Source organism: Megasphaera hominis (genome assembly GCF_014269395.1).
In the GTDB taxonomy this organism is placed as follows: Bacteria; Bacillota; Negativicutes; order Veillonellales; family Megasphaeraceae; genus Megasphaera; species Megasphaera hominis.
Window position 1 is genome coordinate 13,952 of record NZ_JACOGK010000011.1, and the last position, 24,711, is coordinate 38,662.

Consider the following 24,711-nt stretch of genomic DNA (forward strand, 5'->3'; position numbering starts at 1 on the left):
CATGCTGCGGATTTGCCTTTTGACAGAAGGGTCCTATCCCTACGTCGTAGGCGGCGTTTCTTCATGGGTGCAAATGCTCATGGAAGGCTTGCCGGAATATGAATTCATCGTCTATTCTATCGGTGCCGAAGGGAAGGACCGGGGCCGCTACAAATATAAGCTGCCTAAAAATTGCGTGGCTATTTACGAGGTCTTTCTCGATGAAATCCTGAATCTAAAGGCCGGTACCAGGCAGTCCCATGTTCTCACACCGGCGCAGGCGCAGGTCCTGGAAGAGCTGGTCAAAGGCGATGCGCCCCTGGATCTCATGGGTTTAGTCGACATTTTTCGCAAAAAGCGCTGGGCCAGCCCCTTGGATATTTTTATGACTGCCGATTTCTTCGATGTCATCCGCAAGGTCTATGCCGAACGCTACGATTACCTGCCCTTTACGGACTTTTTCTGGACGCTCCGTTCTATGCTGCTGCCGCTTTTCTATCTCTTGCAGCAGGACCTGCCCGCAGCCGACGTCTACCACAGTATTGCCACGGGCTATTGCGGCATCCTGGGCGGCATCGCTGCCGCCGTATACCACAAGCCCTTCATGATTACGGAGCACGGTATTTATTCGCGCGAACGGGAAGCGGAAATCATCAAGAGCGACTGGGCCAAGACGGATTTTAAGTCCATCTGGATTCGCTATTTCTACAACCTGGCCCGTCTCTCCTATGAACAGGCAGACCACGTCTATACCTTGTTTGAACACAATGGGGAAATCGAGAAGGAACTGGGCTGTGCACCGGAAAAGATCGCCATCGTGCCCAACGGCATCCATATGGAACGCTTTGCACCTGTTCCGCCCCTGACGGACCATGGCGGCACCATCAACGTCGGTGCCGTCGTCCGCGTCGTTCCTATCAAGGATATCCTGACACTCCTCAGGGCTTTCTTTCTGGTCCATCAGGACTTGCCGGACAGTCATTTATATGTCATGGGCAATATGGAAGAGGATCCGGAATATGCTGCGTTTTGCATGAATACGCGGGATCTCCTGGGCCTCGGTGAGGCTGTAACCTTTACGGGCTCTATTCAGGTCACGGAATACCTGCCCAAGATGGACATCCTCGTCCTTTCCAGCATTAGCGAAGGCCAGCCCCTTTCGGTTCTCGAAGGCTTTGCAGCGCACAGGCCCTTTGTTACGACCGATGTAGGCTGTTGCCGCGAGCTTATTTACGGGGATAGCCAGGACACGCTCGGTGACGCCGGCGTCGTCGTGCCGCCTCTGGACTTTGAGTCCATGGCCCGGGAAATCCTGCGCCTGGCCCGCCATTTTCCCTTGCGCTATGAGATGGCCGAGGCCGGCTACAAACGGACGCTGCAGGGCTATACGTATGAGCATTTTATCGATTCCTATCGGCAGATTTATAAAGAGGAAGGAGAACTGGGCGCATCATGGCAGGCGTAGGATTTGAATTAAAAAAATTATTCCGTGCCCGTACGGCAGCCGGCAAGCTCAAGGCCTATTCGTGGTCCCTTATCATTACGACCGGGCCCTTTGTGCTGCTGGCCTCGATGGTGCTTTTCATCCAGCTGCTGTTTGCCTGGCTCGCTGTGCCTGAAAGCCAGTCGGACCTTTTTATTGGCACGACAGTGTATGCGTTTATCTTTTCCCAGCTCTTGGCCAGCGGCTTTGTGGCCGTCCAGTCACGCTATCTGGCAGACTGCCTGAGTGAGAAGAAATACGGCGATATGACGGCGTCCCTCTTTGGCGTACAGGCCATCCTGTTGGTGTTAGGTGCCCTGGCAGGACTTATCTTTTATGCCGGCAGCCCTTTACCCTGGCCGGATCAGCTCTTGGGGTATCTCTTTTTCAGCGAGCTCCTGCTCATCTGGAGCCAGGGCGTCTATTTGACGGCAGTGCGGCGCTTTAAGAATCTTATTTGGGGGTATTTGGCCGGTGCCGGTATAGGTGTGGCTGTCGCGGCGGTATTGCTTTTCCAGACGGCACTGCCGGCAGGGCGCTGTGCTACACTCGGTGTCGTCTGCGGTCTGGGCGTCATCGTCCTTTCCCTTTACCTTTCTATTTTTGCGTATTTCGGCTTGCCTGGCCAAGGGCGCGTCTTTTGGTTTTTGCCCTATTTGGACCGCCATTGGCGCGTCTTCCTGGAGGCCTGTTGCTATTCCCTGGCTCTTTTTTTGCCCAACCTCCTCATTTGGCAGGGACCGTGGAGTCAGGTGACGGCCGGAACGTACCGCTTTGCGCCGGTCTACGATGTCATTACGTGTTATGCCTTTATTTCCATTCTTCCCTTGCGGACCATGTTTGTCGTATCGGCCGAAACGGAGTTTTATGACCGCTATGCCGTGTACTTCGATGCTATCATCCACAAGGGAAATTACCGCGATATTGAAGATGCCCGCCAGGTTCTGCTTTTTACGATATGGTATGAGCTGCGCAAGGTCATGGGCTTTCAGTTCCTCTTTACACTTCTCTTTTTGGCCGGCGGGACCTATGTCCTCAACCTGGCCAACGTAGATTACGAAGCGTCTAATCTCTATAATATCCTGCTCATGGCCGCCTTTTTTACAGGCGTGACGGAAGTTGTGAGCATCCTCTTCCTGTATTTTGATGCCCAGCCGGAGTCACTGCGGCTCATGGCTTTGTTTTTGGGGCTCAACCTGGTCCTGAGCGGCGTGGGCATGTATTTCTTTTCGACAGACAGCTATGGCTTTACGTTCTTTCTGGCCAGCGGTGCGGCCCTTTTCTATGGCCTCCATAGCTTAAGCCGTTTTGCCGATAAGCTCAATTATTATATTTTTTGCGGGCAGCCCGTATTCTACAGGCCCCGGCAGGCCCTGATGACGAAAATCTGCCGCCGCCTGTACCCGGAGGCTGATACAGAAAAAGGAGGCCTATGATGAAGGACGAAACGAGACGGAAGCTGACCTGTGCACTAGCCCTTCTGGCCGGTTTTTCCTTTGGACCGGCTGTACCGGTCGCGGCCGTGTCACGGGATATGCTCCACGACGTAAGCGGTGAAATCGCCTCCCTGCGTCAGGCCCGGGATGAAATTATGTACTACCACCAGGCCCAGGCAGATGTGAAACGGGCCCGTGCCGATTTAGCTGAGGCCAAGGCGGGTCTTGCCGAAGCGCGGCGGGGCCGGGCCGAAGCAGCGGCCAATCTAAAGCAGGTTCGGGACAACCTGGCAGCTGTACAGAAACAATTGCAGGCTGCGCAGCAGGCCCTGGTGACGGCACAGCAAATCAGCAGTCAGCGTACGCAACAGGCTTTAGCAGCCCAGCGGGCGGTAGCCGCTTTGGCCCCGTCTGTCTGGCAGGCCCAGGCTGAGCGCGACGCCAGACAAAGACAGGCGGAAGCACTGCAAGCTCAGGCCGACGCCTTAGACCGGGAAGCTGAAGCGCAGGAAGCGGCACAGGAGGCAGACCTGGAAGCCAGGCGGGTGGCAGCCGTACAGCAGGCGCTGGCCGCCGTCAACTATGAACAAAACCGCCTCCTCGATGCGGAAGACATGGTCAACGACGCCATGGATCAGCTCGATAGTGATGATAACGGTACGTCCCGGGAATGGGAGGCCCAGATGGAAGCCCTGTCGCGGCAGACCGAGCAGGCGGAAGCAGCTCTTGAGGGAGCCGAACGGCGCTTGGATGAGCTGCAGGAACAGCTCGATGCCCTCGTCGACGCACGGGAACAGGCAGAGGATGCCGAACGGGATGCCCGGGAAACCGTACGGGAATATACGCAGGAAGTAGCAGATCTAAAAGGCGAAGAAGCACAAGGTAAAAAGGACGTTCAAGAAGCAGCTGCCTATGATGCCGAAGCGGCCCAGTGGCTGACGGACGCCGAAGCCTGGCAGCAAAGTGCCCTTAAAGAATCACAGCGCGCTGACTATGCCCTGGCTCATTTTGGTGAAGGTGCCGGCTGGCAGACCGGCCTTGAGTACGACAGCTGGCACGGTAAGGGCTCAGGCTATCAGCTCTACGTGCCCTATTCCTTCTCTGAGCAAGGCAGAATCCGCAACCGCCGCGTTGACTTTGGCCTGACGACAGGTTATATTACGTCGGATACGCATTTGAGCCATGACCATGTTGCCGGCTGGACGGATACACAAATCAGCGCGACACTTCACAATGACCACAAACAAAATAGCATCCGTTATAATCTGACCCTGAACCTGCCGACAGGGCAGAGTGAATTTTATCAAAATTCCATCGTGCCGGAGGACCTGGGCCGTTTTACGGATTTTGGTTCCGGTTTTCAGGTGACACCGGGCATTGATGTAATCCATCATTTTACGGAACGGGACAGCCTGACCGGGAGCCTGCAATATACATTCCGGTCGAGCTATGAGTACTCTCGCGAAGTGCCGGGGACACGGGTCAATCCGGGCAACGTCTTCCGCCAGGAGCTTTCGTATCTCCATGCCGGAGAAAAAGCCCAGTACCGCCTGGGCCTGGCCCATACGCAGACGGCCCGGTCCGAACAGGATCTCTTTGAAGAACGGCAGCTGGCCGAGGCCGGAGAAGCACCGGCTCTGGGCAACCTCGATCACCGGGGCCTGGGCCGGCCCTGGCAGCGGGCAGGCCGCTTGTCCTATAAGGACGGTGACGACTGGGAAGCCACGTATTTTTATAATAACCGCATTACCGATCGGGACGAGCTTTCCTTCTTTGGCCTTTGGAATCTTACCGGTGCTGCTTCAGGTTACCGCTCCCAGGCCGTTCACCGCAGCGGCTGGGGTGCCGGCTGGCGTCATCACATGAATAAGACCATGGACTGGCATGTAGGGGCAGCCTACAAGGATGTTACGTCCGGCTGGGACCCCTTGCGGCGTGAGCTGAACACAGGCGAATACAAATACTATTCCCTTCTCTTCGGCTGGAGCTGGCAAATGGGCGAAAAGGAAAAAATCAGCCTCGATGGGGAACACTATCGGCGCGAGGAAAAATTCGGCGACGATTACGAAGGCTGGAAAATGCTGTTTACGTATAATAAGACCTTGTAGAAAGGGGAGTTTATGAGAAATATTCTATCGGCCTGCCTCGTAGCCGGCAGTCTCGTGACACTGCTCCTGAGTGGCTGTGGCCAGGCGGCAGCTACAGCAGATACGGCAGTAAATCCTAAGCAGGAAATGGTCACTCTGGCAGCGGAGCTGCGGCACTACAGCCGGCAGCGACAGCCGTCCTTCCAGCTCGTTGGCAACGGGGCAGCAGGCCTCCTGGAAGTGACGCCGGACAATCCGCCAGAAGTAGCCGCTCTCCTGGTCCACAGCCTGGATGGCTTTCTGACGGAGTCTGTCTTTTATACGGAAAAGGATGGTCAGGACCAGCTCCAGGCGGCCGATACGGCGGCGTATCTCCAAGAAATCCTGGCGATTCCCCTGGCTGCGGATAAGGCCGTGTGGACTCTCGACTATGTCCGGGAGCAGGCCCTGCAGCAGGAAGATGAGGCCTTAGGCAAAAAAGCCGGCTACGTGAGCATGGCCGTAGGGAATAAGAATCTGGACCGCCTGCCCAAAGGGAAGGTGCCGCATGTAAACAGCCGGGATATAGAGACCGTACAAGAAGCGAAAAATTTCCTCTTTCTCCTCAATCCGGAGCATTTTGCGAGCCGGGAAGCCTATTTGGCAGCCCTTAGGAACACACCCTATGATGTGCTGGTTCTGGATCTTGAGGCCAATGATGGTACTCTGACGGCTGCTGATGTAGCGTCTCTCAAGGAAAAGCCTCAAGGCGGCAGGCGTCTCGTCCTTTGCTACCTGAGCGTCGGTGAGGCCGCTACGTACCGGCCGTACTGGCAACAGGAATGGCAGAGACAGCGGCCGGACTGGATTGCCGAGGCGAACACGGCCTGGCCGGGCAGTTATCGCGTACGCTATTGGCGGCCTGAATGGAAACATATTCTCTACGGCAGTCCTGATGCCTATCTGGACCGTATCATGGCCAGCGGCTTTGATGGTGCCTTTCTGGATGTGATGGATGGCTGGCAAAGTTTTTTACCGCCTGAGTAAGGCACGTTACGGCAGGCGGAATAAAAGATAAATAGAACCTGCTATGACGTTACGGGCGCCGGCAGGAAATCAGTTCGTATGGTATACGAGGGATAGGATTATGGTGCAGGAACGACAATTTACATTACTCATCGTCGGGGCAGCTGCCCAGCGCAAGCAGCTGGCCGAGCTGTTGCAGGGACACTTTGTGCTGATTGAGCGGGATGACGGCCTTAGTGGTGCGGCAGCCTTAGTAAAAGCAGCCCGCGTCGATGCGGTAGTCATCATTTTGGCAAAGGGTCAGGAGCTGGCCGATTTTCAACAGCTGCACGATGACCCGGAATTTCACCGCCTGCCAGTCGTGTTTTTGGCAGAGCAGGTCAGCGCACAAAAAATGGAAGAAAGTTTTTCCGTAGGTGTTTTCGATATCATTCCCCTGCAGGCAGGCCCCCTGTTTTTACAGGCCCGTTTTGCCCGGCTGCGCTATGTGCTGCAAAGCAACAAAAATACGGCTTTGTTGCAGAGCCTTATCCGGCGGGCTATGAAGCAGGAAGACCCTGATCAGGTATTCTTGCACTTTCTGCGGTACTTGGGACTCATGACCGAAGCAGAACGGGCGTATATTTTTGAAGGCAACATTCAAAATCCGTATACGTGGAGCAAGGATCGCAACTATTCTCCCGGCCGGCGTAAGCTTGAGCGGACAGATTACGTAACAATGCGGAAAATCCTCAACCGGCTCTTTGCCCGTTATGGCAGTCTGGCCATTGAAAACGTGGAACAATGCCTGTGTGCAGACGACGAGAAAAAGCAGTTCCGCCGTCTGGGCATCCGCAATATCGTCGCCGTGCCGGTAGAATTCCATAACCGGCGCCTGTGCGTCATCAGCCTGGAAAACGTGCCTGCCCGTAAGCTGCGGGAAGTACGGCACTTGCTGGAACAGATGGTAACACCTCTTATCATGATGTTTGCCAATCGCAATACGGTCTTTCATTTGCGGGCCAACAGCGCCATCGACCAGATGACGGGAACGCTAAACCGCAATGCCTTTGACCGCGTCGGCTTGGAACTGAATCCCAGGGAAAGTATTGGCGTCCTCTTTGCAGATATTGATAACCTGAAAAAAGTGAATGATGAAAGCGGCCATGCCTGGGGGGACCGTCTCATTTGTGACGTAGCCGAAGCCCTCCTGCGTTTCCGCCATGGCGGGAATGTCTTTCGCATTGGCGGCGATGAATTCGTCATCCTTTGGCAGGGCCTGACGGAAAGACAATTCCAGCAAATGGGACGGCGCCTGCGCTCGCAGCTGGCAGAACGCAATCTGGAATTGTCCCTTGGCTTTTACTGGGCTCCAGACGTCAGGCAGGGCTTTGACGCCGTGATGGACAAGGCCGATCAGGAAATGTATAGCGAAAAGCAGCGGCACCGTCTTTTGGAGGTGCGTGCCAAGGGAGAAGGCAGGACCTGTTGATCCCGTACGTCTATACGTGGGGATATAGAAACAGTTGCCCATGGGGGAGAACTCATACTGATGCTTTGGGAAGAGCATGTTTGTGTAAAGTGAAAGTAACGACAGAGCAGGAAGATACCTGTATGGGAGAATTGCTATGAAACAGGAAAAACAAGCAGTAACAGAACTGATCAGCACGTGCCTGGAACAACTGCCGGGAGGGGTCATCATTTCCCGGGAAGAACCACTAGGTGAATTAGTATATATCAATCAATACGTCGTCGATTTTTTTGACTGCCGCAGCAAAGAGGAAGTTTACCGTTTGGCAAAGCATAACCTTCTGGGCCTGGTCCCGCAGGAGGAACGGGAGACACTCAGGAAGATCATGTACGCTGACCGCCAGTGCACGGCGGCTCCGCTGCACATGCGCTATACGCTCGGTACGCGTACAGGCCGCCTGCGTCATGTCGATGTGCTGGACTATATCGTAGAAATGGACGCTGGTGAACGGCTTCATTATCTTTTCAGTGTGCCTGGCGATGATCCTGTCCTGACGCAGGATGCCTTATCGGGTAAGCGCCGCTTTCTCACGTATACCAGGCAGATTCCCCAATTGGAAGCAGCCCGTCAGTCCATACCTGATTTGGCTATTTTATCCTTTCACATCGACCACTATAAGATGTATGCCATGAAATATGGCAGTGAAGCTACGGAAAAGATGGTCCTTCGCTGTGCCGCACTGGTACAGGAAATCTTTGCTCATACGTTTCTCTTTTCCCTGTCGGAGGAACGCTTTGTTTTCCTGGCCCATGAAGACGCACTGGAAGAGAAAATTTGCCAGGCCCAAGCTCGTATGCGGAGTGAATTTCCCGATCAAATTGTCATGTTCCACTTTGGCATTTACCGTCTCCATGAGCCTGGCGAAGACCTGAATCGTGCAATCACCTGGGCAGAACTGGCCTGTGACAATATTCGCGATGAGGTGTCTGCCTGCTATGAGGAATGTACAGCACCCTTGCGGGAGGAAATACAGATCCGCCGTCACGTGGTCAGCCATATTGATGAAGCCATTGAAAAGGGCTGGATTCGCCCGTATTATCAGCCTGTAGCCTGGGCCGGGGATTTGACCTTGCACGGCTTTGAAGCGCTGGCCCGCTGGCAGGACCCGCACTACGGTATGCTCCTGCCGGACACGTTCATTAAGGCTCTGGAAGACTCCCATCAAATCGATAAATTGGACCAGTATATGATTACCTGCATCTGCCGGGAGTACCGGCAGCGTGTCGATTTGGACTTGCCTGTATTTCCTATTTCTCTTAACCTGTCGCGCCTGGATTTCTTTCTCAGCGATGCCTTTCAGGTTCTGGAAGACAATGTCAGTTGCTATGATGTACCGCGGGAACTGATCCGTATCGAAATCACAGAAAGCCTCATGATCGGTGATGCCGGCCGTATGGAAGAGGAAATCAGTCGTTTCCGCGACGCCGGTTACCAGGTCTGGATGGATGATTTCGGCAGCGGCTATTCGTCGCTTCATACGCTGAAAAGCTATACCTTCGACATGATCAAGCTGGACAAAGAATTCATCCGCCCCTTTACGGATAAAGGACGGCGCATTGTCACCAGTATCCTGGCCATGAATCATGTCCTGGCCGTACCGACACTGGTCGAAGGGGTAGAGACGTGGGACCAGCTGGCCTTCCTGCGTAAACGGGGCTGCGAGCTGATTCAGGGGTATCTCCTGGGGGCTCCCATGCCTTATGAAAAAAGTCTGGAAAATTTCAAGCGTATCCAACAGCGCCTGCACGACGGTAACACATAAGTCCCTGTGTATATTAGTTATATATTAGTATATCATATATAATACTTCCTTTTTTTGAGAGGCTATAGTATAGTAAAGTTCTGAGTAGTTTTTGTTATATAGCATTATGACGCGTTGACGTGTACACCTGAGCTATATACCAACCAAAAGACCTGCTTATGCCACGGCGTATAGCGCAAACAGCGCCAGGCCGGGATTTGTATACGAAGCAGGTTTTGAAGGAGGTTTCATGACAGAGCAAGCAATAAAAGACCGCCAGGCCGTAGCTAAGGGTTTGGAATGCATCCCAGGCGGCGTTGTCATCTTTCGGGGAAATGAGCAGGGGGAATTGCTCTATGCCAATCCCTATGTAATAGACTTTTACGATTGTGCCAACGAAGCAGAATTTAAAGCCTTCACCGGTAATACTATTTATACTATGGTACGTCCGGAAGAGCAGGAAAACCTGCGCCAGTGCTTACGGGAAGAACGGACCGGGCCGGCTGCATATTACCGCATGCGTTATACAGCCTGCACTAAAAAAGGACGGCTCCGGCACCTCGATGTTATCGACCGGGTCGTACAGACGGCAGCAGGAGAGCTGCTGCATTACAGCGTGACACTGCCTGTATGGGATAATGAAGTAGGCCAGGATGCCATGACTGGCACAACGCGCTTTTTGACCTATGCCAGCCAGTTTTTGGCCTTTTATCGCCATGGCACGGCTATGCCGCCCATGAGCCTCATCTTTTTCAATATTGAGCGTTTCAAGCTCTACAATATCAAATATGGTATTGATGCGGGCAGCCAGCTCCTGGCCCGCTGTGCAGCTGTGCTGCAGGAAACCTTTGCCAATGATTTCGTCTTTTGTATTTCCGACGATCGCTTTGCCATCCTGACAGAAGCCGGACAGGTGCGCGAACGCGTCACAGCGGCGCGAAACGTTCTGCGCCAGGATTTTGCCGACCGTGTCGTAGCCTTTCACTTTGGCTGTTACCGGATTACGGACCCGGCAGAAAATTTACACCAGGCACTGGATATGGCACGTCTGGCCTGTGAAAGCATCCGTGGCAGTGTAGAAACGTACTTTTGCGAAGGAACGAAGGACCTGGCTGCCGGACTGGACCTGCGTGCGTATGTCGTCGGCCATATTGACGAGGCTGTAGAAAAGGATTGGATACGGCCGTATTATCAGCCTGTAGTGGCGCTTTCCGGCCTGCGCCACGTGGGCTTTGAGGCGCTGGCCCGCTGGATTGATCCGGTCCACGGCCTGATTATGCCGAAGCATTTTATTTCGGCCTTAGAGGATTCCCAGCAAATTGACAAGCTGGACCGTCATATGATCCGGGCTGTTTGCCGGGAATACAGGCAGCGCGTCGATGCAGGCGAGACCGTTCTGCCTGTGTCGGTCAATTTGTCACGCCTTGATTTTCTTCTTTGCAATGCCTACGAGGTGCTGGAAGAAAATGTCCGCGCTTACGGCGTGCCACGGCAGATGCTGCGCGTGGAGCTCACAGAAAGCCTGCTCCTCGATGAGGGCGAACGCATCAAAGAAGAAATAGCACACCTGCGCCAGGCAGGATATGAACTCTGGATTGATGATTTTGGCAGTGGCTATTCTTCGTTGAATACGTTAAAAAATTATGATTTTGATGTAGTAAAATTGGACCGCATGTTTTTGGAGCCTTTTACCGGGAAGGCAAAAAAAATCTTAGGAGCTGTCCTTTCTATGAACCAAGCCTTGGGGATACGTTCCTTAGGGGAAGGCTTAGAGACAACCGATGAACTGCGATTTTTCTGCCAGACCCGTTGTGAACTGGCACAAGGGTATTTACTGGGCCGGCCTCTTCCCTACGAAGAAAGCTTGGCAGAATGTGCAGAAAAACGACAGTGTATACGCCAGAATAGAAACTGCCTCCCAGGCTAGAGGCGGAGAAGTAGAGAAAAAATGCGATGGGACCTCGTTTTTCCCACCTCTTTTTTCCAGGGAAACGGCATGGGCTGTAGGTGAGCAGCCTATGGGACTGAGTGAGGGTATAAGGATGAGAGGGAAGAAAATACAATTGGTGTTAGTTGCCGATGCACGGCGACGAAGATGGTTAAAAGATATTCTTCAGACGGGCTTTGTTTTTTTGGAAGCCTGTGATGTGAATGAAGCGGTAGGGCTGATCCGTCAAAAACGCCGGGTCGATGCCATTATTGTGGCCCCCTCTAGAGGACGGGGCCTGACGACCTTGCGGCGGCTGCACGCTGATCCGCTTTGTCATCATATTCCACTGGCACTCCTCTTGGAAAACGCCAGTGCAGAAGAACAGGAGGAAGCCTTTTTGCAGGGGGCAGTCGATGTCATTTCCCTGCCGGCAGCCGATGCGATTATCCGCGCCCGTTTTAGCCGGATGGACTATGAGCTGCGCAAGCAGAATACCCTGCGCCTGTTACAGCGTATTGTCCGCCGTTCCATGAAGCAGGAAGATCCGGATCAGACTTTTCTGCACTTTTTAAAGTATCTGGGTATGTTGTCCCAGGCAGAAAAAGTATTCATTTTTGAAGGGGATTCCCATTCCCCGTACTATTGGAGTGCCAATGGTGAAACCGGTGTTGGCAGCCGCAGTGTGCCCCAGCGGGATTATGCCCAGCTGCGGGAAACGATGGACAGACTTTTTGAAAAGTATGGCAGCCTATCCATTAGAAATGTGTCCCAGTATGAAGCGGAAGAGCCTGAGGCAGCGGCTGTACTGCTGGCCTATGGCCTGCACAGCCTTGTCGCACTGCCTGTCTACTTTAACCGGCGGCGTCTCTGTGTCGTTTGTCTGGAGAACGTGCCGTCTGGCTGCATGAAGGGTACGCGTATGCTGACCAACCATATAAAGACGCCCTTGATCATGATGTATACAAACCGGAATTCGGTGTACCACTTGCGGGCCAACAGCTCGATCGATCAGATGACAGGCACGCTGAACCGTAATGCCTTTGACCGCTACAGCCAGTCCATTGAGCCGGATGAGAGCATAGGTGTTCTCTTCGCCGATATAGATAATTTGAAACGGGTTAACGACGATCTGGGCCACAGCTGGGGTGACCGGCTCATTTGCGATACAGCAGAAGCCCTCTTGCGCTACCGTTACGGCGGTACGGTTTTCCGTATTGGCGGTGATGAGTTTGTCCTGATCTGGCAGGGACTGGAAAAAGAGGCCTTTTTTGCCTTGGGCCAGCGAATACGCCAGCATCTGGCCGAACGGAATCTGAATAACTCTATCGGTATGTATTGGTCCCCCGATGTAAGGGCCGGCTTTGATGCTGTTTTACAGGCGGCAGACCAACAGATGTACGATGAAAAACATCAGCACCGCATCATAGAAGACGGGATGGATAAGGAACCGGGACGGTTTTCTGATGCCTTGGCTAACGGCGAGTTCACCTTTTATTTGCAGCCCTTTGTAAACCCTGCCAGCGGCCAAATTCTCGGCGCAGAAGTACTGGCCCGCTGGATTCGCCAGGATGTCGTCCTGGAGCCAGGCCAATTTATGGAGGAAATGGAGTCAGATACGTTTATTTTCCAGCTTGACGTGTATTTGTGGGAAGCCGTATGCCGTTTTCAACGGGAACTGCTGGATCAGGGCGTGCAACCCCTGCCGCTGGCTGTAAACGTAAATGCCCAAGACTTTTATTTGGGTAATGTACCACAGATTATGAGGAACCTTCTGAAAAAATACGACGTGCCTGATGATTTGCTTCTCGTGGAAGTCAAAGAAAAAGATTATCGGCGCAATTCCCACATTCACAGCTGTGTCGACGCCCTGTACGATGAAGGGATCTTTACGGTGATGGATCAATTTGGCATGGAGTATGATTCTCTTCAGGTCTTACCAACACTAAAAGCCCGCGGTGTCAAATTCTGTTACCATAGACGGCCTGATATTGCGGAAGAGTATAAGCAGAAAATCATAGAAAGCCTCTTAAATCTGGCAGAACGGCAAGGCATTCTGGTCAACGTGGCCGGCATGGAAACGGCAGAACAGGTGCAGCTTATCAACCGGCGAGGCTGCAGCTGTGCCCAAGGCTATTACTGGTACCGCCCTATGGAATGTGCGGCCTTTCGCGAGCTGATACAAATACCTGCGGCCGTACAATCCCGTCAGGACCTGCATATGTTCAATAAAAATGTAGGCACCCTGACGGTGTATCACTTGCTGGCTGAAAATATTATTAGCGAAGCCCGTTTAAATGATATTATCGGTCCTATGGCCATTGTGTCGGTCCAGCATAATGATGAACGGATTTATGTGCGGCAAATGAACCGTGCCTATTACCACCTCCTGGGCAAGAATCCCCAGGAAAAAGCCTTGAATCATGTAGATAACCTGCAAACGGATGAGCCAGGGCAGGACTTGATAACGGCATTCCATCGGGCAGACGACTGTCCGGATAACGGCCACCTCATTTCCTTCCGCTACCGTTGCCAGGGCTTGGAAGAGCCCCTGCACCTGGTAGCCCGTATCCTGCCGATCGGCAAGAACAAACGGTATCGGTATTATCTCGTGTTTTTACATAAATACCGATAAGTATACAGAACTGAAAAGACCTTTGCTGTCCTACCAAAATGAGGTAGCTGGCAAAGGTCTTTTGTCGGGTTGGTTATTTTCCTGTTTCGTAATCTAAGATGGCGACTTCTTCTGCCGGTGTGGTAATCGTATCGAGGAGCCGGTCAATACGGGCTGTAACGGCACCGTCGAAAAATTCTTCGCCGCAGTTTTCGCATTTCCGGCAGGGGACGTTCTGTACGATGACGTAGCGTTCCGGCAGTTGGATGAAATACGTAGAGGTTGTTTCTATAAGGTCAGGTGCATTGCACGAGGGGCAGTTCATGAGTGTCGTCCTTTCATATAAAGAGAGAAAAAGCAGCTTTCGCAAGCATTTCGGGAAAGCTGCTTTTTTGTTAGTCTAATTGACGGTCGTAGAGATCGCTCTTTTCGAGGAAGTCTTCGACTGTTTCAAAGCCGAGCTTTTTCAGCATTTCAATGACGTAGGGGTTTTCCATAGGCGTCCGGTAGAGGGCATTTTTGGCATAGGCCTGCACGTTGGCTTTGCCTTCTTCTTTCTTGATGATGGCCCGGGGACCGCCAACACAGCCGCCCTTGCAGCCCATGCCTTCAAAGAAGTTGCCGTCCCGGTTGCCAGCCAGGATATCGTTGATCATGGCCTTGCAGTCCGGTACGCCGTCAGCCTTGCGCGTCTTAATGTCGATGGCACGGTCCGGATTGAGCTGGTGCACTGTTTCTGCTACGGCACCGGCAACACCACCGGCGTAGGCATAGCTGATGCCGGCTTCCGAGGCGTGCGGCTGGTTATCTTCAGGCAGGCTGGCCAGATCGATATTGGTGACGGTAAAGAGGTCGCGCAGTTCCTGATACGTGAGGACGTAGTCGATGGCACCGGCCAGGTCCGGTTCTTTCATTTCTGCCTTCTTAGCCAGGCATGGGCCGATGAAGACGGTCTTTGCTTCCGGATGGAGGGCTTTGACTGTAAGGCCGCCGGCGATCATCGGCGATACAGAACCGGGAACGTTGGGCAGCAGCTGATGATAAAGCTTTTTGATCATGGCAATCCACATGGGGCAGCAGCAGCTCGTAAGCTGGAAATCGGCTTCGCTGGTAACCTTTTTGTCGAATTCCAAGGCTTCCTTCAAGGTCAGAATGTCGGCAAAGACGGCTACTTCCAGCATGCCTGTAAAGCCCAGGCTCTTGAGGGCTGTGCGCAGTCTGCCTGAGGTGACGTCCGGCCCGAACTGGCCGGCTACGGCAGGAGCTACGAGTGCATAAATAGGCCCGTTATAGTCGTGCAGTTCCTGAACGACAGGGATAATATCCTTTTTCGTCGTCAAGGCGTCCATCTTGCAGGCATCGATGCAGGCCTGGCAGCCGACACATTTGCTGTCGTCGATGGCAACGCCGTCTGCTTCATGATGGAAGGCGCCCCAATCGCAGGCGTCAGCACAATCAGCCTGGTCAGGAGGACAGAGACAAGGTTTTACACGCCAAACCAAGGGTTTGTCCTGCGGATGGGCCAGACAGTCCATGAGCTTTAAATCGCCATTTGTTACAGCTTTCACGTCTTTTCCGTCGACGGCCCGCTGTAACATGCTTTTGTATAACTCTTCAAGTGTTAACATAAGCTCCTCCTTACACGTACATAAACTTAAAATATATCTATGCTCTTATCATAGCAATTTTCATATAAAATCACAACTTGTTTTTAAGGAGAATGGGAAAAATGATACAAAGTTTTTATAATTTCACCAGGCTTCCCAGCCTGCTACGTCAGCGATGCCCAGACCCGGTGCATCCGGCAGGCAGAGCTCATTGCCGTCGTAGACAATGCCGCCTGACACGGGGTCAGCGGCCATGAGGTCGGCTGCGTCCAGGTCGTTCAGCGTGATGACAGGAGTGCCGGCAGAGAGGCTGGCAGCGGCAGTAATGCCGATTTTTGATTCAAGCATACAGCCCATCATGCACGTGACACCACAGGCACCGGCCAGGGCGGCAATCTGTGCGGCTGCCTGGAGGCCGCCGGCTTTCATGAGCTTGATGTTGAGCAGGTCACACGCATGACGTGAGAGGAGCTGGAAGACGTCATAAGGGCTGAAGGCGGCTTCATCAGCCATGATATCCGTAGCCACGTGGTCTGTAACGAACTTCAGGCCGTCAAGGTCCCGGGCGGCGACGGGCTGTTCGATGAATTCAATGCCTAAATCCAGATCTTCCAGACGGCGGATCGTACGGACGGCTTCCTTAGCCTTCCAGCCCTGGTTGGCGTCCAAGCGGATGGCTACGTCCGGACCTACGGCGTGGCGCACGGCCTGGACGCGGCGGATGTCGAGGGCGGCGTCTGTACCGACCTTGATTTTTAGGCTTGTATAGCCGCGCTGTACGGCCGCGAGGGCGTGGCGGACCATCGTTTCCGGATCGTTCAGGCTAATCGTCAGGTCTGAGGCAATACGAGTGCGCAGGCCGCCGAAGAAACGGTACAAGGGGAGCCCGTAGTGCTGGCAGAAGAGGTCGTGTACGGCTATATCAAGGGCTGCCTTGGCCGATGTATTATGGGCCATGGAGCGGCTGATGCGGGCCAGGATTTCTTCCCTGTCGTCTATATCAAGGCCTATGAGCTGCGGCGCCATGACTTCTTTAATGGCGGCGGCTACGGAGGCGTGACTATCACCGGTAATGACTACCGTTGCCGGTGCGCTGCCCCAGCCGATAGCACCGTCATCTGTGTGGACCTTGATGACCAGGTCTTCTGCCGTGTCGACACGGCGCAGGGCCGTAATAAAAGGTACCTTCAAGGGAATTGAGATTTTCCCTGCTTCAATCTTGGTAATTTTCACTATTGTACACCTCATCACATATGGGATACTTTGTATTGTACTGGCCTTGTAGCGTAAATTCAAGCACTGCAGGCTTGCAGAGGCGTGAATGTGAAAATTTTACCTTGAATTTACAAAGGGCCTATACTATACTGAAGATGGTCTGAACGCGGGTCTTGGGGGAGCTCCCTGGACCTGTTATATATCTATAATATTATATTAATGGCCAACATGCGAGGGAGCCCGTAGGCCGGGCTGAGAGGGTACCAGAGTGCCGACCGTCAGGTGAGATACCGGAGTGAACCGGATCCTTTTGACGCATGTTGCCTGCTGCTGAGAGAGGAACCGTATGTCCTCTCTCTTTTTTATTGCCCTTATTATATATTAAAGGAGTGTTGTATATGAAAAAATGGAAAATGGCAGTGGCCCTGCTGGCCTTGAGCAGTCTTTTGCTGGCCGGCTGTGGCAACGGTGAAAAAAGTGCCGGCAATACGAAGGAAATCCCCGAATTGAAGATTGCGATTTCTCCCTATCAGGATGCCGAAACGATTCAGACGAAGACCGAACCCTTAGGTAAGATGCTGCAGGCAAAAATGAGGGAAAAAGGCTATACCATCGACAAGGTGAGTATCAACGTCGGGACGTCCTATAATGCCGTCGGCGAAGCCTTGAGCTCTGGCAGCGCCGACGTAGGCTTCATTTCCGGCGCGACGTACGTTCTTTATGAAAAGGACGTCGATGTCCTGTTGACAGCACTGCGCGAAGGCATCAACAAGGATACGACAGACCTTGCTGTCTGGAACGATGGCCAGCCGGAAGTATTTACGAAGGATCTGGTCACGTATTACCGCTCGGCTATTTTCGTCGGTCCCAGTGCCAAAGGGCAGGCTATTCTGGCCAAGGTAAAACGCGGCGAAAAACCGACGTGGGATGAGCTGAATGATCTCACCTGGGCGGTCATGAGTCCGGCTTCAGCATCGGGATATTTATATCCGTCCTTGTGGCTGAAAGAAAATTACGGCAAGAAAATTTCCGATCTGGCCCATGTGGTCCAATCGGACTCGTACTCTACGTCGGCAGCACGTTTGGACTCAGGCCAGGTTGATGTCCTTACGGCGTATTCCCATTTCCGGGCCAAAATGGCTGAAGATTGGCAGACGAAGCTGGGCGGTACGTCTGATATTTGGGCCCAGACCGGGATCATTGGTGTAACCGGGAAAATTTACAACGACACGGTCAGCGTCAGCAAAACCAGCGATGTCATGAAGGATGAAGGCTTCCGCAAGGCCTTGGGCGAATCGCTCATCGAAATCGGCAAGACCGAAGAAGGCCTCAAGGTCCTCAAGACCATTGGACACAAAGGCTATGCCTGGGCAGACCCAAAGGATTACGACGGGGAACGGCAGGTACAAAAGGAACTGAAATAAGAAATGGGAGAGGAGAAAACTGCTGTGGAAGCACTGGAACTGCGCCATGTGTGTCAGGCCTATGGCAAAAAGCAGGTATTAGATGATATTTCCCTGACCGTACATGCAGGAGAGTTTGTTTCCATTATCGGCCCCAGCGGTGCCGGCAAGACGACACTTCTGCGCCTTTGTAACGGTATGCTGCAGCCCGCGTCGGGCCAGGTCTGGGCTGGCGGTACGCGCCTCGATGGCCTTAAGGGCCGGCAGAAACGGCAGGCGCAGCAACAAATCGGCATGATCTTTCAGGATTTTTGCCTCGTCGAAGAAATGTCGTGTTTGCAAAACGTCTTAAACGGTGCCTTGGCCCGTGTATCCTTTTGGCGCGCCTTAAGCGGCCGCTTTCCTCGGGCAGAACGGCAGCGTGCCGTAGAGGCCTTGGCTGATGTAGGTCTTAACGAACTGGCTGCTGCACCGGTGCGCACTCTCAGCGGTGGTCAAAAGCAGCGCGTAGCCATTGCCCGCACGCTGGTCCAGCAGGCGTCCCTCATCCTGGCAGATGAACCGGTGGCGTCTCTTGATCCCCGGACGGCACAGCAGGTATTGGCGCTCCTGCGCCGCCTGCAGCAGCGGCGGGGTCTGACCGTACTCATGAACAGCCATAACGTGGACCAGGCCCGGACCTGGTCTGACCGCATTGTGGGCCTCCAGGCTGGGCGCGTCTTTTTTGCAGGCCCGCCTGACGCCTGGGACGAAGCACGTCTGGCAGCCCTTTATGGGAGGGATCGTCATGAAGCATAGGGCCTGTTACACCGCCACCTGGCTTATCCTTCTTGCCTTTACGTTCGTGGCGGCAGCCAGTACCGGCTTTTCTGTCTCCTTGCTCATCCGGCGGGGCTCGTATTTCTTCGATATTGCCGCTGCCATGGTGCCGCCGTCGTGGTCGTACGTGCCCGTCGTCGTGGCGCCATTATGGGCGACGATCCGCATGTCCTTAGCGGGCACGGCCTTAGGCGCCTTGCTGGGCCTGGTCTTGGCTGTCGCGGCCAACGCGTACGTCAATCCCTGGCCTTTTTTCCGCTTGCCCCTTAAGGGCCTGATTCATCTGGTGCGTACGATTCCGGCGTTGATCCTGGCCCTCTTATGTACTTTCCTTGTGGGCATTGGCACCCTGGCCGGGACGCTGGCCCTCTTTCTCTATACGACGGCTGTCATGGCCCGCATCGGCTATGAGGATATGGAAAATGCGGACCTGACGGCAGCCCGCGCTTTGGCAGCTGCCGGTTGTGGCCGTCTGAAGGCCTGCGTGCGGACTGTTTTGCCGGCCGTGCTTTCAGGCTATTTGACGAACGTCCTCTATTTGCTGGAGGCCAACGTGCGCCATGCGGCGATCCTGGGCTTCGTCGGCGCCGGCGGCATTGGCCTGTTGCTCAATGAACGGCTGGCCTGGCGCGAATACGCTGACGTCGGCGCCATTCTCTTGCTCCTCTACGTCGTCGTCATTGTGACGGAAGGCCTGAGCGAATGGCTGCGCCGCGTCCTGGACGGAACCTGTCGCCTGGGCCGTGCCGGACGGTTTTGCACGGGTCTTTCCCTGGCCCTGTTGGTCCTCATCTCCCTGACGGCCCTGCGCCTGCCTGAAGCAGGTCAGACGAGCCAGGCTGCAGCCGGTGCCCTCGTGAGCGGTCTCTTGCAGCCCGATTGGTCTCTCCTCTTGGCGACGGACCATACAGGCGTAGCCTATTTATTGTATGAAACCTTTTGTATTGCCTTTTTGGGAACCTTAGGCGGTTTAGTCATTGCAGCCTTCTTTTCCTTTATCGCGAGCTTTCGCCTGGCGCCGTGGGTCCTTTCCGTGCCGTCGCGCCTGGTCCTGCTTCTCATCCGCACGGTGCCGGTCTTTGTGTACGGCCTCATGTGGATCCGCGTTACCGGGCCGGGGCCCTTTGCCGGCGTTCTTACGCTTACCCTTTGCAGTGTCGGTCTCCTGGCCAAGCGCTTCCTCATTGCCATCGATGACATTGACCGTCGTCCCTATGGGGCCCTCCTGGCTCTGGGCAGCAGCCGGCCTGCTGCATTGGTGCGGGCCATTGTGCCACAGCTGGGGCCACGCTATGCGGCGGCAGTCTTGTACAGGCTGGATGTCAACTTACGTGATGCCGCTATTTTGGGGCTCGTCGGCGCCGGTGGTATTGGTACGCCCCTCATCCTGGCCATGATGCATTACGATTGGCACGCGGCGTCGTCCCTCCTGTGGGGACTCATCGCCTTAGTGACGGTCGTTGAGATGGCTTCAGAATGGCTGCGTAAGGTGCGGCGTTTTTAAGGCAGGTCAGATAAGGTGATTACTCTTTGGCATAGATGCAGGAGTAATCGCCTTTTTTGGTATACTTTTCCTGCCATGAGGGCGTAAAGACTTGCTATTTGACAGGTTATGTGATATATATTTAAGTGTATATCTATGAGTGTATCCTATTAACTGTGTATTAGAAAAAGAAAAGGGGCTGTGGTATGTACCATATAAGCATTCTTACAGGTCATCAAGACGAAGACGATTTTGGAGAGCGGTTGGGCGATATTGCCGATGTTGCGTATTGCCCAGTTAGCGATGATGAAGAACAACTGGTAGACGAATTGAAGGATGCAGACATTATTATCTGCAAACATGAAAAGATAACGGCTTCACTCCTCGAAAAACTGGATGAGCTGAAGCTGATTGTGATTCTGCGTTCGCGTTTTGATAATGTAGACGTACAGGCTGCGGCACAGCGGGGCGTTAAAGTCCTGCGCAATGCCGATTACTGCACGGACGATATTGCGGACCACACGTGTGCCATGATTCTGGCCTTGATTCGTCAGATTCCGGAATACCAGGATGATATCCGCCGGCACAGCCGTTGGCAGTTTGGCAGCGTGAAATGGGAGTTGCACCGTGTCAGCAGCCATCTGATCGGCCTCGTTGGCTTTGGCCGTTCCGGACGCGCAGTAGCGGCCCGCATGCAGGCCTTTGGCTGTACCGTGCAGGCCTATGACCCGTTTGTAGAAGAAGAAGTCATGTTGGAACGGAATGTCAAACCCGTCGATTTCGATAAGCTCATGCGCACGAGTGATATTATTTCCCTCCACGTGCCGCTCAATGAAACGACGCGCTATCTTTTCCGGGACGAACAGTTTGATGAAATGAAAGAAGGCTCTATGTTCGTCAATTGCAGCCGTGGCGGCCTCGTAGATGAAGCGGCCTTGTACCACGCTGTCGACGACGGCCATGTGCGCAGTGCGGCTCTTGACGTCCTGTCCATGGAACACCCGGGGCCCATGATGCTTAAGATGATGACCCGGCAGGAGTTCCTGTTGACGCCGAGCATTGCCTCACACTCTGTAGAAGCAGAAAAGCAGCTGCATGATGATGCGGAACGCTATATTCGTGCCTTTGTGGCAGGTGAGACGGAAAACCTCCCGTTTATCCCGGCCAGTGGCGTCTGATAGCCGCAGCATTTGCACTGAAAGTGAAAATCCTGTAAAATATATAAACAGGCGTGTCGCCTGTTTATATTTTTATTTAAAGGAGGTTTCTAGACTCTTGCGTATTTGGAAACTAGTAGGGATGGCTTTGGTATGTCTGGCCTTGCTCGCCGGCTGTGGCTTCACGGGAGAACAGAAGCAGGAAACAGTGGCAGCTCCGGAACCGGCAAAGCAGGTGGAAATGGCTGTGCCGAAAAACGGTGTGCCTGTCCTGATGTACCATATGATTGGTGTCGATCCGGCAGATCCGCACAATCAGGCGTGCCTGACAGAAGAAAATTTCCGTAAGCAGATGAAGTTCCTCAAAGATAACGATTTTCATCCGATTACGATGGAACAGCTCTATGAATACATGGCGTACAATAAACCCGTTCCGGTACGTCCCGTCGTGCTGACCTTTGACGATGGCTACCCGGATACGTATTCTATCGTAATGCCTGTGATGAAAGAATATGGCTTTGCCTGTACCGTTTTTATCCCGACCTACGATGCAGACCAGAGTACGCGTCTGACGTGGCAGCAGATCAAGGAAATGCAGGCTGCCGGCATGGAGATTGCCTCCCACGGCTATCATCATGAACGGGTCAACGAGATGGGCGGTAATACGCTGGAAGCAGAAATACAAAAAAGCCAGGCTGAGCTCAAAGAGCACCTGGGCATTACGAATGAATATTTCTGTTATCCCTATGGCGGCTATAATCCCGCAGCGGCCAAGGTTCTGAAGCAGTTTGGCATCAAACTGGCCTTTACTATGGATCCGGGCTGGGCAAAATACGGCGATAATCCGTATGCTGTCAAACGCATCTGGATTGGCAATGAAGTGGATATTGATAATTTCAGGCAGCGCGTTACGACTGAAAAATATGAACAGCGATAGAGACAGTTGCGTGCGTATACGATGAGGTAATTATGAAACTGAAAGATATAGGGAAGTTTTTCGTTGTACTGCTTGTATTCTTTGCGGTAACCTCTCCGGTTGTCGTACTGTTCGGGCCTTTTGATAATATTAAGCGGACCGTAGTCGGCGCCATCTTGAAGAGCCGTCACCCGCAATATATTACGTGGCTTTTTACGCAGGATGAAATCGATAAAATCTTAGGCGGTATCAGTACAGCTCCGAAGCAGGAATTATTTAAATTCAAGGTCCGTACGGACTCTTCGTTAAAATTGCAAAATATCGAATCCAGCCGTTTCAAGGGCTTTTTGCTGGAAATCCCTGATCCTAAGCGGGTCAAAGTGGGAACGGCAGAAAATATGGATGAAAAAGGGGAAACGACGAGTGGTATTGCCCAGCGCTACAACGCTGTAGCGGCCATCAATGCCGGCGGCTTCTATGATGCTAACGGCACCGGTACAGGCCGCAGTCCCTATGGCTTTATCGTCCACGACGGCAAGTTTATCCTCGGCGGCAACACGGCCGACAGTGAAGTCAATGAATTCATCGGCTTTACGAAAGATGGCAACCTCGTAGCCGGCAACTACAGCAAGGGCGAAATCATTTCCATGGATATTCAGGAAGGGATTACCTTCGGGCCACCGCTGATCGTCAACGGCCAGAAAATGATCACTGTCGGTGACGGCGGCTGGGGCGTCGGTCCGCGTACGGCCATTGGCCAGCGCAAGGACGGCACGGTCTTGTTCCTGGTTATCGATGGGCGTCAGCCATCGTACTCCATTGGTGCAACGCTCCGCGACCTGCAGAATATCATGTATGAACAGGGCGCGTATATTGCAGCTAATCTGGACGGCGGTTCCAGTTCGACCTTATATCTGAATGGGAAAGTCGTAAACAAACCGGCGGATCTTCTCGGTGAACGAATGATTCCGACGGCATTTATTGTGAAGTAGGAGGGGAATCATGAAGCTGGGAAAAGTGCTTTTGGCATTCGCCATCGGCATCGGCATTCAGGCCGGTGTGTACTACTACCTGGATACAGTCCTCTTTGCACCAACTTCGGATTTCCAGATTGGCAGTACGAATCAACAGGAAAAACTGGGCTTCGGTGTAGAACCGAATGGCCAGACCTATTATTCCTATGATAAGCGGTTCATGGCGACGATTGTCGACGATGTCGTTTCTATTTATGAAGCCGGCAAGAGTTCGGAACCACAGCGTATCAGCCTGCATGGACGCAAGGTGTCGTTTTTCGAGTGGCTGCCTGACCGCGATTTGGCTATTTTTGCAACCTACGGCAAGGATGAAAAGACAGGCCGTTATGGCGTATATATTGCCCAATATAACCCGATCTATCCGGACCGGGAATTGGATACGCCTATTGAAAATGCGCCTCAGGGCAGCAAGATTGTCGACGTAGCCTATTCGACAGCGACGAACGTCGTCTATATGAAACTGGAAGTGGACAAGGACAAGTATCGCATTTACCGTACAGATGCTAACTATGATACACGCCGCATTAACGTCCAGGCAGAAAATATCGGCCGCATTGCTGTCTTCTACGACCAGGATATTTTCTTCTACGATAATCTGCGTACCGGTGTCGTATACATGTTTGACGGAGCAACGAGCAGCTGGCGGGAAATTTCGCCGAGCGGCAAGTTCCGCCTCATTGGCATAGACGGCCAGGAAATCTTCATTGCCGAAATGAATTCGGATAATGAAGTAGTGGCAGCGTACCGCGGCCGCTTGAAGAAGGGCTTTACGAAGATTGCAACGTATAAGACACCAGAAAAATTCTCGGATATTACCTTGAACAGTATGCGTGAAGCTGCCGATAAGGTAGATAATAACAAATAACCAGAGCGGGCGCCGTAAGGGCGCCTGTTACTGCATAGGAGTGAGTTAGATGGCAAAAAATAAGATTCCTAAAAACCGTTCGCTGGAAGACATGTTTGCCGGCGTAAAAGAAGAAGTTACCTTTGAAACGGCAGACTGGGACGACGAAGAAACGGTGGCCAAGCGCCCTGTCGCTAAGAAAAAAGGCACCGGTACGTCGGCAGAAGATTTCCGCAAGCAGTTCTTTACCGATGAATTGCAGCAGCGTGTAGGAACGCTGCTCCTGGAAATCAAGATGGCCTACTATAAGGACGGCGTAGGCGATATTTCCCTGGAAGTCGTCAAAGACGGCCGCAACGTAGTGATTAAAACGGCACCGAAAACGAGCAAAAAGCTGAAAAAATAAGCGCGAAATAAAAATAGGACGCACCCGCTGGGTGCGTCCTATTTT

The 24,711-nt window shown here is 53.2% G+C and carries 19 protein-coding genes; 16 read left to right on the plus strand and 3 right to left on the minus strand.

Annotated elements, in window-relative coordinates; translation table 11 throughout:
- The first annotated feature begins 1 nt into the window (after position 1).
- From pelF to H8J70_RS05050, 8 genes are all read left to right on the plus strand, one after another.
- Positions 2-1,444, plus strand: coding sequence for a GT4 family glycosyltransferase PelF (gene pelF / locus H8J70_RS05015; protein ID WP_222433585.1), 1,443 nt, complete (start codon positions 2-4; stop codon positions 1,442-1,444).
- A complete protein-coding gene (pelG, locus tag H8J70_RS05020) occupies positions 1,432-2,898 on the plus strand; it encodes an exopolysaccharide Pel transporter PelG (protein WP_186502765.1) in 1,467 nt (488 codons plus the stop codon). The genes pelF and pelG overlap by 13 nt, the downstream gene beginning before the upstream one ends.
- On the plus strand, positions 2,895-5,006 hold the full coding sequence (locus tag H8J70_RS05025) for a transporter family protein (protein WP_186502766.1): 2,112 nt from the start codon (positions 2,895-2,897) through the stop codon (positions 5,004-5,006). The genes pelG and H8J70_RS05025 overlap by 4 nt, the downstream gene beginning before the upstream one ends.
- 12 nt (positions 5,007-5,018) lie before the next feature.
- The gene (locus H8J70_RS05030) at positions 5,019-6,011 is read left to right on the plus strand and encodes an endo alpha-1,4 polygalactosaminidase (protein WP_186502767.1); all 993 of its coding nucleotides are present in this window, start codon (positions 5,019-5,021) and stop codon (positions 6,009-6,011) included.
- 100 nt (positions 6,012-6,111) lie between these two features.
- Entirely contained in the window at positions 6,112-7,461 is a 1,350-nt protein-coding gene (locus H8J70_RS05035) for a GGDEF domain-containing protein (protein WP_186502768.1), read from the plus strand.
- Positions 7,462-7,597: 136 nt separating this feature from the next.
- Entirely contained in the window at positions 7,598-9,262 is a 1,665-nt protein-coding gene (locus H8J70_RS05040; RefSeq protein WP_186502769.1) for a GGDEF domain-containing phosphodiesterase, read from the plus strand.
- Between the two features lie 229 nt (positions 9,263-9,491).
- On the plus strand, positions 9,492-11,168 hold the full coding sequence (locus H8J70_RS05045; RefSeq protein WP_186502770.1) for a GGDEF domain-containing phosphodiesterase: 1,677 nt from the start codon (positions 9,492-9,494) through the stop codon (positions 11,166-11,168).
- A 115-nt stretch (positions 11,169-11,283) separates the two neighbouring features.
- The gene (locus H8J70_RS05050) at positions 11,284-13,803 is read left to right on the plus strand and encodes a two-component system response regulator (RefSeq protein ID WP_186502771.1); all 2,520 of its coding nucleotides are present in this window, start codon (positions 11,284-11,286) and stop codon (positions 13,801-13,803) included.
- 73 nt (positions 13,804-13,876) lie between these two features.
- Here H8J70_RS05050 and H8J70_RS05055 read toward each other — a convergent pair whose 3' ends face one another.
- The 3 genes from H8J70_RS05055 to H8J70_RS05065 all read right to left on the minus strand — a co-directional run bounded on the left by H8J70_RS05055 (position 13,877) and on the right by H8J70_RS05065 (position 16,622).
- A complete protein-coding gene (locus H8J70_RS05055) occupies positions 13,877-14,107 on the minus strand; it encodes a YgiT-type zinc finger protein (RefSeq protein ID WP_186502772.1) in 231 nt (76 codons plus the stop codon).
- Between the two features lie 70 nt (positions 14,108-14,177).
- On the minus strand, positions 14,178-15,410 hold the full coding sequence (locus tag H8J70_RS05060) for a [Fe-Fe] hydrogenase large subunit C-terminal domain-containing protein (protein ID WP_186502773.1): 1,233 nt from the start codon (positions 15,408-15,410) through the stop codon (positions 14,178-14,180).
- A 123-nt stretch (positions 15,411-15,533) separates the two neighbouring features.
- The gene (locus tag H8J70_RS05065) at positions 15,534-16,622 is read right to left on the minus strand and encodes a mandelate racemase/muconate lactonizing enzyme family protein (RefSeq protein ID WP_186502774.1); all 1,089 of its coding nucleotides are present in this window, start codon (positions 16,620-16,622) and stop codon (positions 15,534-15,536) included.
- 380 nt (positions 16,623-17,002) lie between these two features.
- On the opposite strand from H8J70_RS05065, the gene H8J70_RS05070 reads away from it, so the two are divergent.
- The 8 genes from H8J70_RS05070 to H8J70_RS05105 all read left to right on the plus strand — a co-directional run bounded on the left by H8J70_RS05070 (position 17,003) and on the right by H8J70_RS05105 (position 24,666).
- The gene (locus H8J70_RS05070) at positions 17,003-18,028 is read left to right on the plus strand and encodes a phosphate/phosphite/phosphonate ABC transporter substrate-binding protein (RefSeq protein WP_186502775.1); all 1,026 of its coding nucleotides are present in this window, start codon (positions 17,003-17,005) and stop codon (positions 18,026-18,028) included.
- A gap of 24 nt (positions 18,029-18,052) precedes the next feature.
- Entirely contained in the window at positions 18,053-18,805 is a 753-nt protein-coding gene (gene phnC / locus H8J70_RS05075) for a phosphonate ABC transporter ATP-binding protein (protein ID WP_186502776.1), read from the plus strand.
- Entirely contained in the window at positions 18,795-20,330 is a 1,536-nt protein-coding gene (locus H8J70_RS05080) for a PhnE/PtxC family ABC transporter permease (RefSeq protein ID WP_186502777.1), read from the plus strand. The genes phnC and H8J70_RS05080 overlap by 11 nt, the downstream gene beginning before the upstream one ends.
- 185 nt (positions 20,331-20,515) lie before the next feature.
- Complete coding sequence (locus tag H8J70_RS05085) at positions 20,516-21,487, plus strand: C-terminal binding protein (RefSeq protein ID WP_186502778.1); 972 nt, start codon at positions 20,516-20,518, stop codon at positions 21,485-21,487.
- Positions 21,488-21,584: 97 nt separating this feature from the next.
- Entirely contained in the window at positions 21,585-22,403 is an 819-nt protein-coding gene (locus H8J70_RS05090) for a polysaccharide deacetylase family protein (RefSeq protein ID WP_186502779.1), read from the plus strand.
- A 32-nt stretch (positions 22,404-22,435) separates the two neighbouring features.
- On the plus strand, positions 22,436-23,374 hold the full coding sequence (locus H8J70_RS05095) for a phosphodiester glycosidase family protein (protein WP_186502780.1): 939 nt from the start codon (positions 22,436-22,438) through the stop codon (positions 23,372-23,374).
- A gap of 10 nt (positions 23,375-23,384) precedes the next feature.
- The gene (locus tag H8J70_RS05100) at positions 23,385-24,281 is read left to right on the plus strand and encodes a hypothetical protein (RefSeq protein WP_186502781.1); all 897 of its coding nucleotides are present in this window, start codon (positions 23,385-23,387) and stop codon (positions 24,279-24,281) included.
- A 49-nt stretch (positions 24,282-24,330) separates the two neighbouring features.
- Entirely contained in the window at positions 24,331-24,666 is a 336-nt protein-coding gene (locus tag H8J70_RS05105; protein WP_186502782.1) for a hypothetical protein, read from the plus strand.
- The last annotated feature ends 45 nt before the right edge of the window (positions 24,667-24,711 follow it).

Bases quoted from the DNA above. Each gene is read 5' to 3' on its own strand.
- pelG (WP_186502765.1), top strand. From the start codon at position 1,432: ATGGCAGGCGTAGGATTTGAATTAAAAAAATTATTCCGTGCCCGTACG.
- H8J70_RS05100 (WP_186502781.1), top strand. From the start codon at position 23,385: ATGAAGCTGGGAAAAGTGCTTTTGGCATTCGCCATCGGCATCGGCATT.
- H8J70_RS05070 (WP_186502775.1), top strand. From the start codon at position 17,003: ATGAAAAAATGGAAAATGGCAGTGGCCCTGCTGGCCTTGAGCAGTCTT.
- H8J70_RS05035 (WP_186502768.1), top strand. From the start codon at position 6,112: ATGGTGCAGGAACGACAATTTACATTACTCATCGTCGGGGCAGCTGCC.
- H8J70_RS05055 (WP_186502772.1), bottom strand. From the start codon at position 14,107: ATGAACTGCCCCTCGTGCAATGCACCTGACCTTATAGAAACAACCTCT.
- H8J70_RS05060 (WP_186502773.1), bottom strand. From the start codon at position 15,410: ATGTTAACACTTGAAGAGTTATACAAAAGCATGTTACAGCGGGCCGTC.
- H8J70_RS05105 (WP_186502782.1), top strand. From the start codon at position 24,331: ATGGCAAAAAATAAGATTCCTAAAAACCGTTCGCTGGAAGACATGTTT.
- H8J70_RS05025 (WP_186502766.1), top strand. From the start codon at position 2,895: ATGATGAAGGACGAAACGAGACGGAAGCTGACCTGTGCACTAGCCCTT.
- H8J70_RS05095 (WP_186502780.1), top strand. From the start codon at position 22,436: ATGAAACTGAAAGATATAGGGAAGTTTTTCGTTGTACTGCTTGTATTC.
- H8J70_RS05030 (WP_186502767.1), top strand. From the start codon at position 5,019: ATGAGAAATATTCTATCGGCCTGCCTCGTAGCCGGCAGTCTCGTGACA.
- H8J70_RS05045 (WP_186502770.1), top strand. From the start codon at position 9,492: ATGACAGAGCAAGCAATAAAAGACCGCCAGGCCGTAGCTAAGGGTTTG.
- H8J70_RS05050 (WP_186502771.1), top strand. From the start codon at position 11,284: ATGAGAGGGAAGAAAATACAATTGGTGTTAGTTGCCGATGCACGGCGA.
- H8J70_RS05085 (WP_186502778.1), top strand. From the start codon at position 20,516: ATGTACCATATAAGCATTCTTACAGGTCATCAAGACGAAGACGATTTT.
- pelF (WP_222433585.1), top strand. From the start codon at position 2: ATGCTGCGGATTTGCCTTTTGACAGAAGGGTCCTATCCCTACGTCGTA.
- H8J70_RS05080 (WP_186502777.1), top strand. From the start codon at position 18,795: ATGAAGCATAGGGCCTGTTACACCGCCACCTGGCTTATCCTTCTTGCC.
- H8J70_RS05040 (WP_186502769.1), top strand. From the start codon at position 7,598: ATGAAACAGGAAAAACAAGCAGTAACAGAACTGATCAGCACGTGCCTG.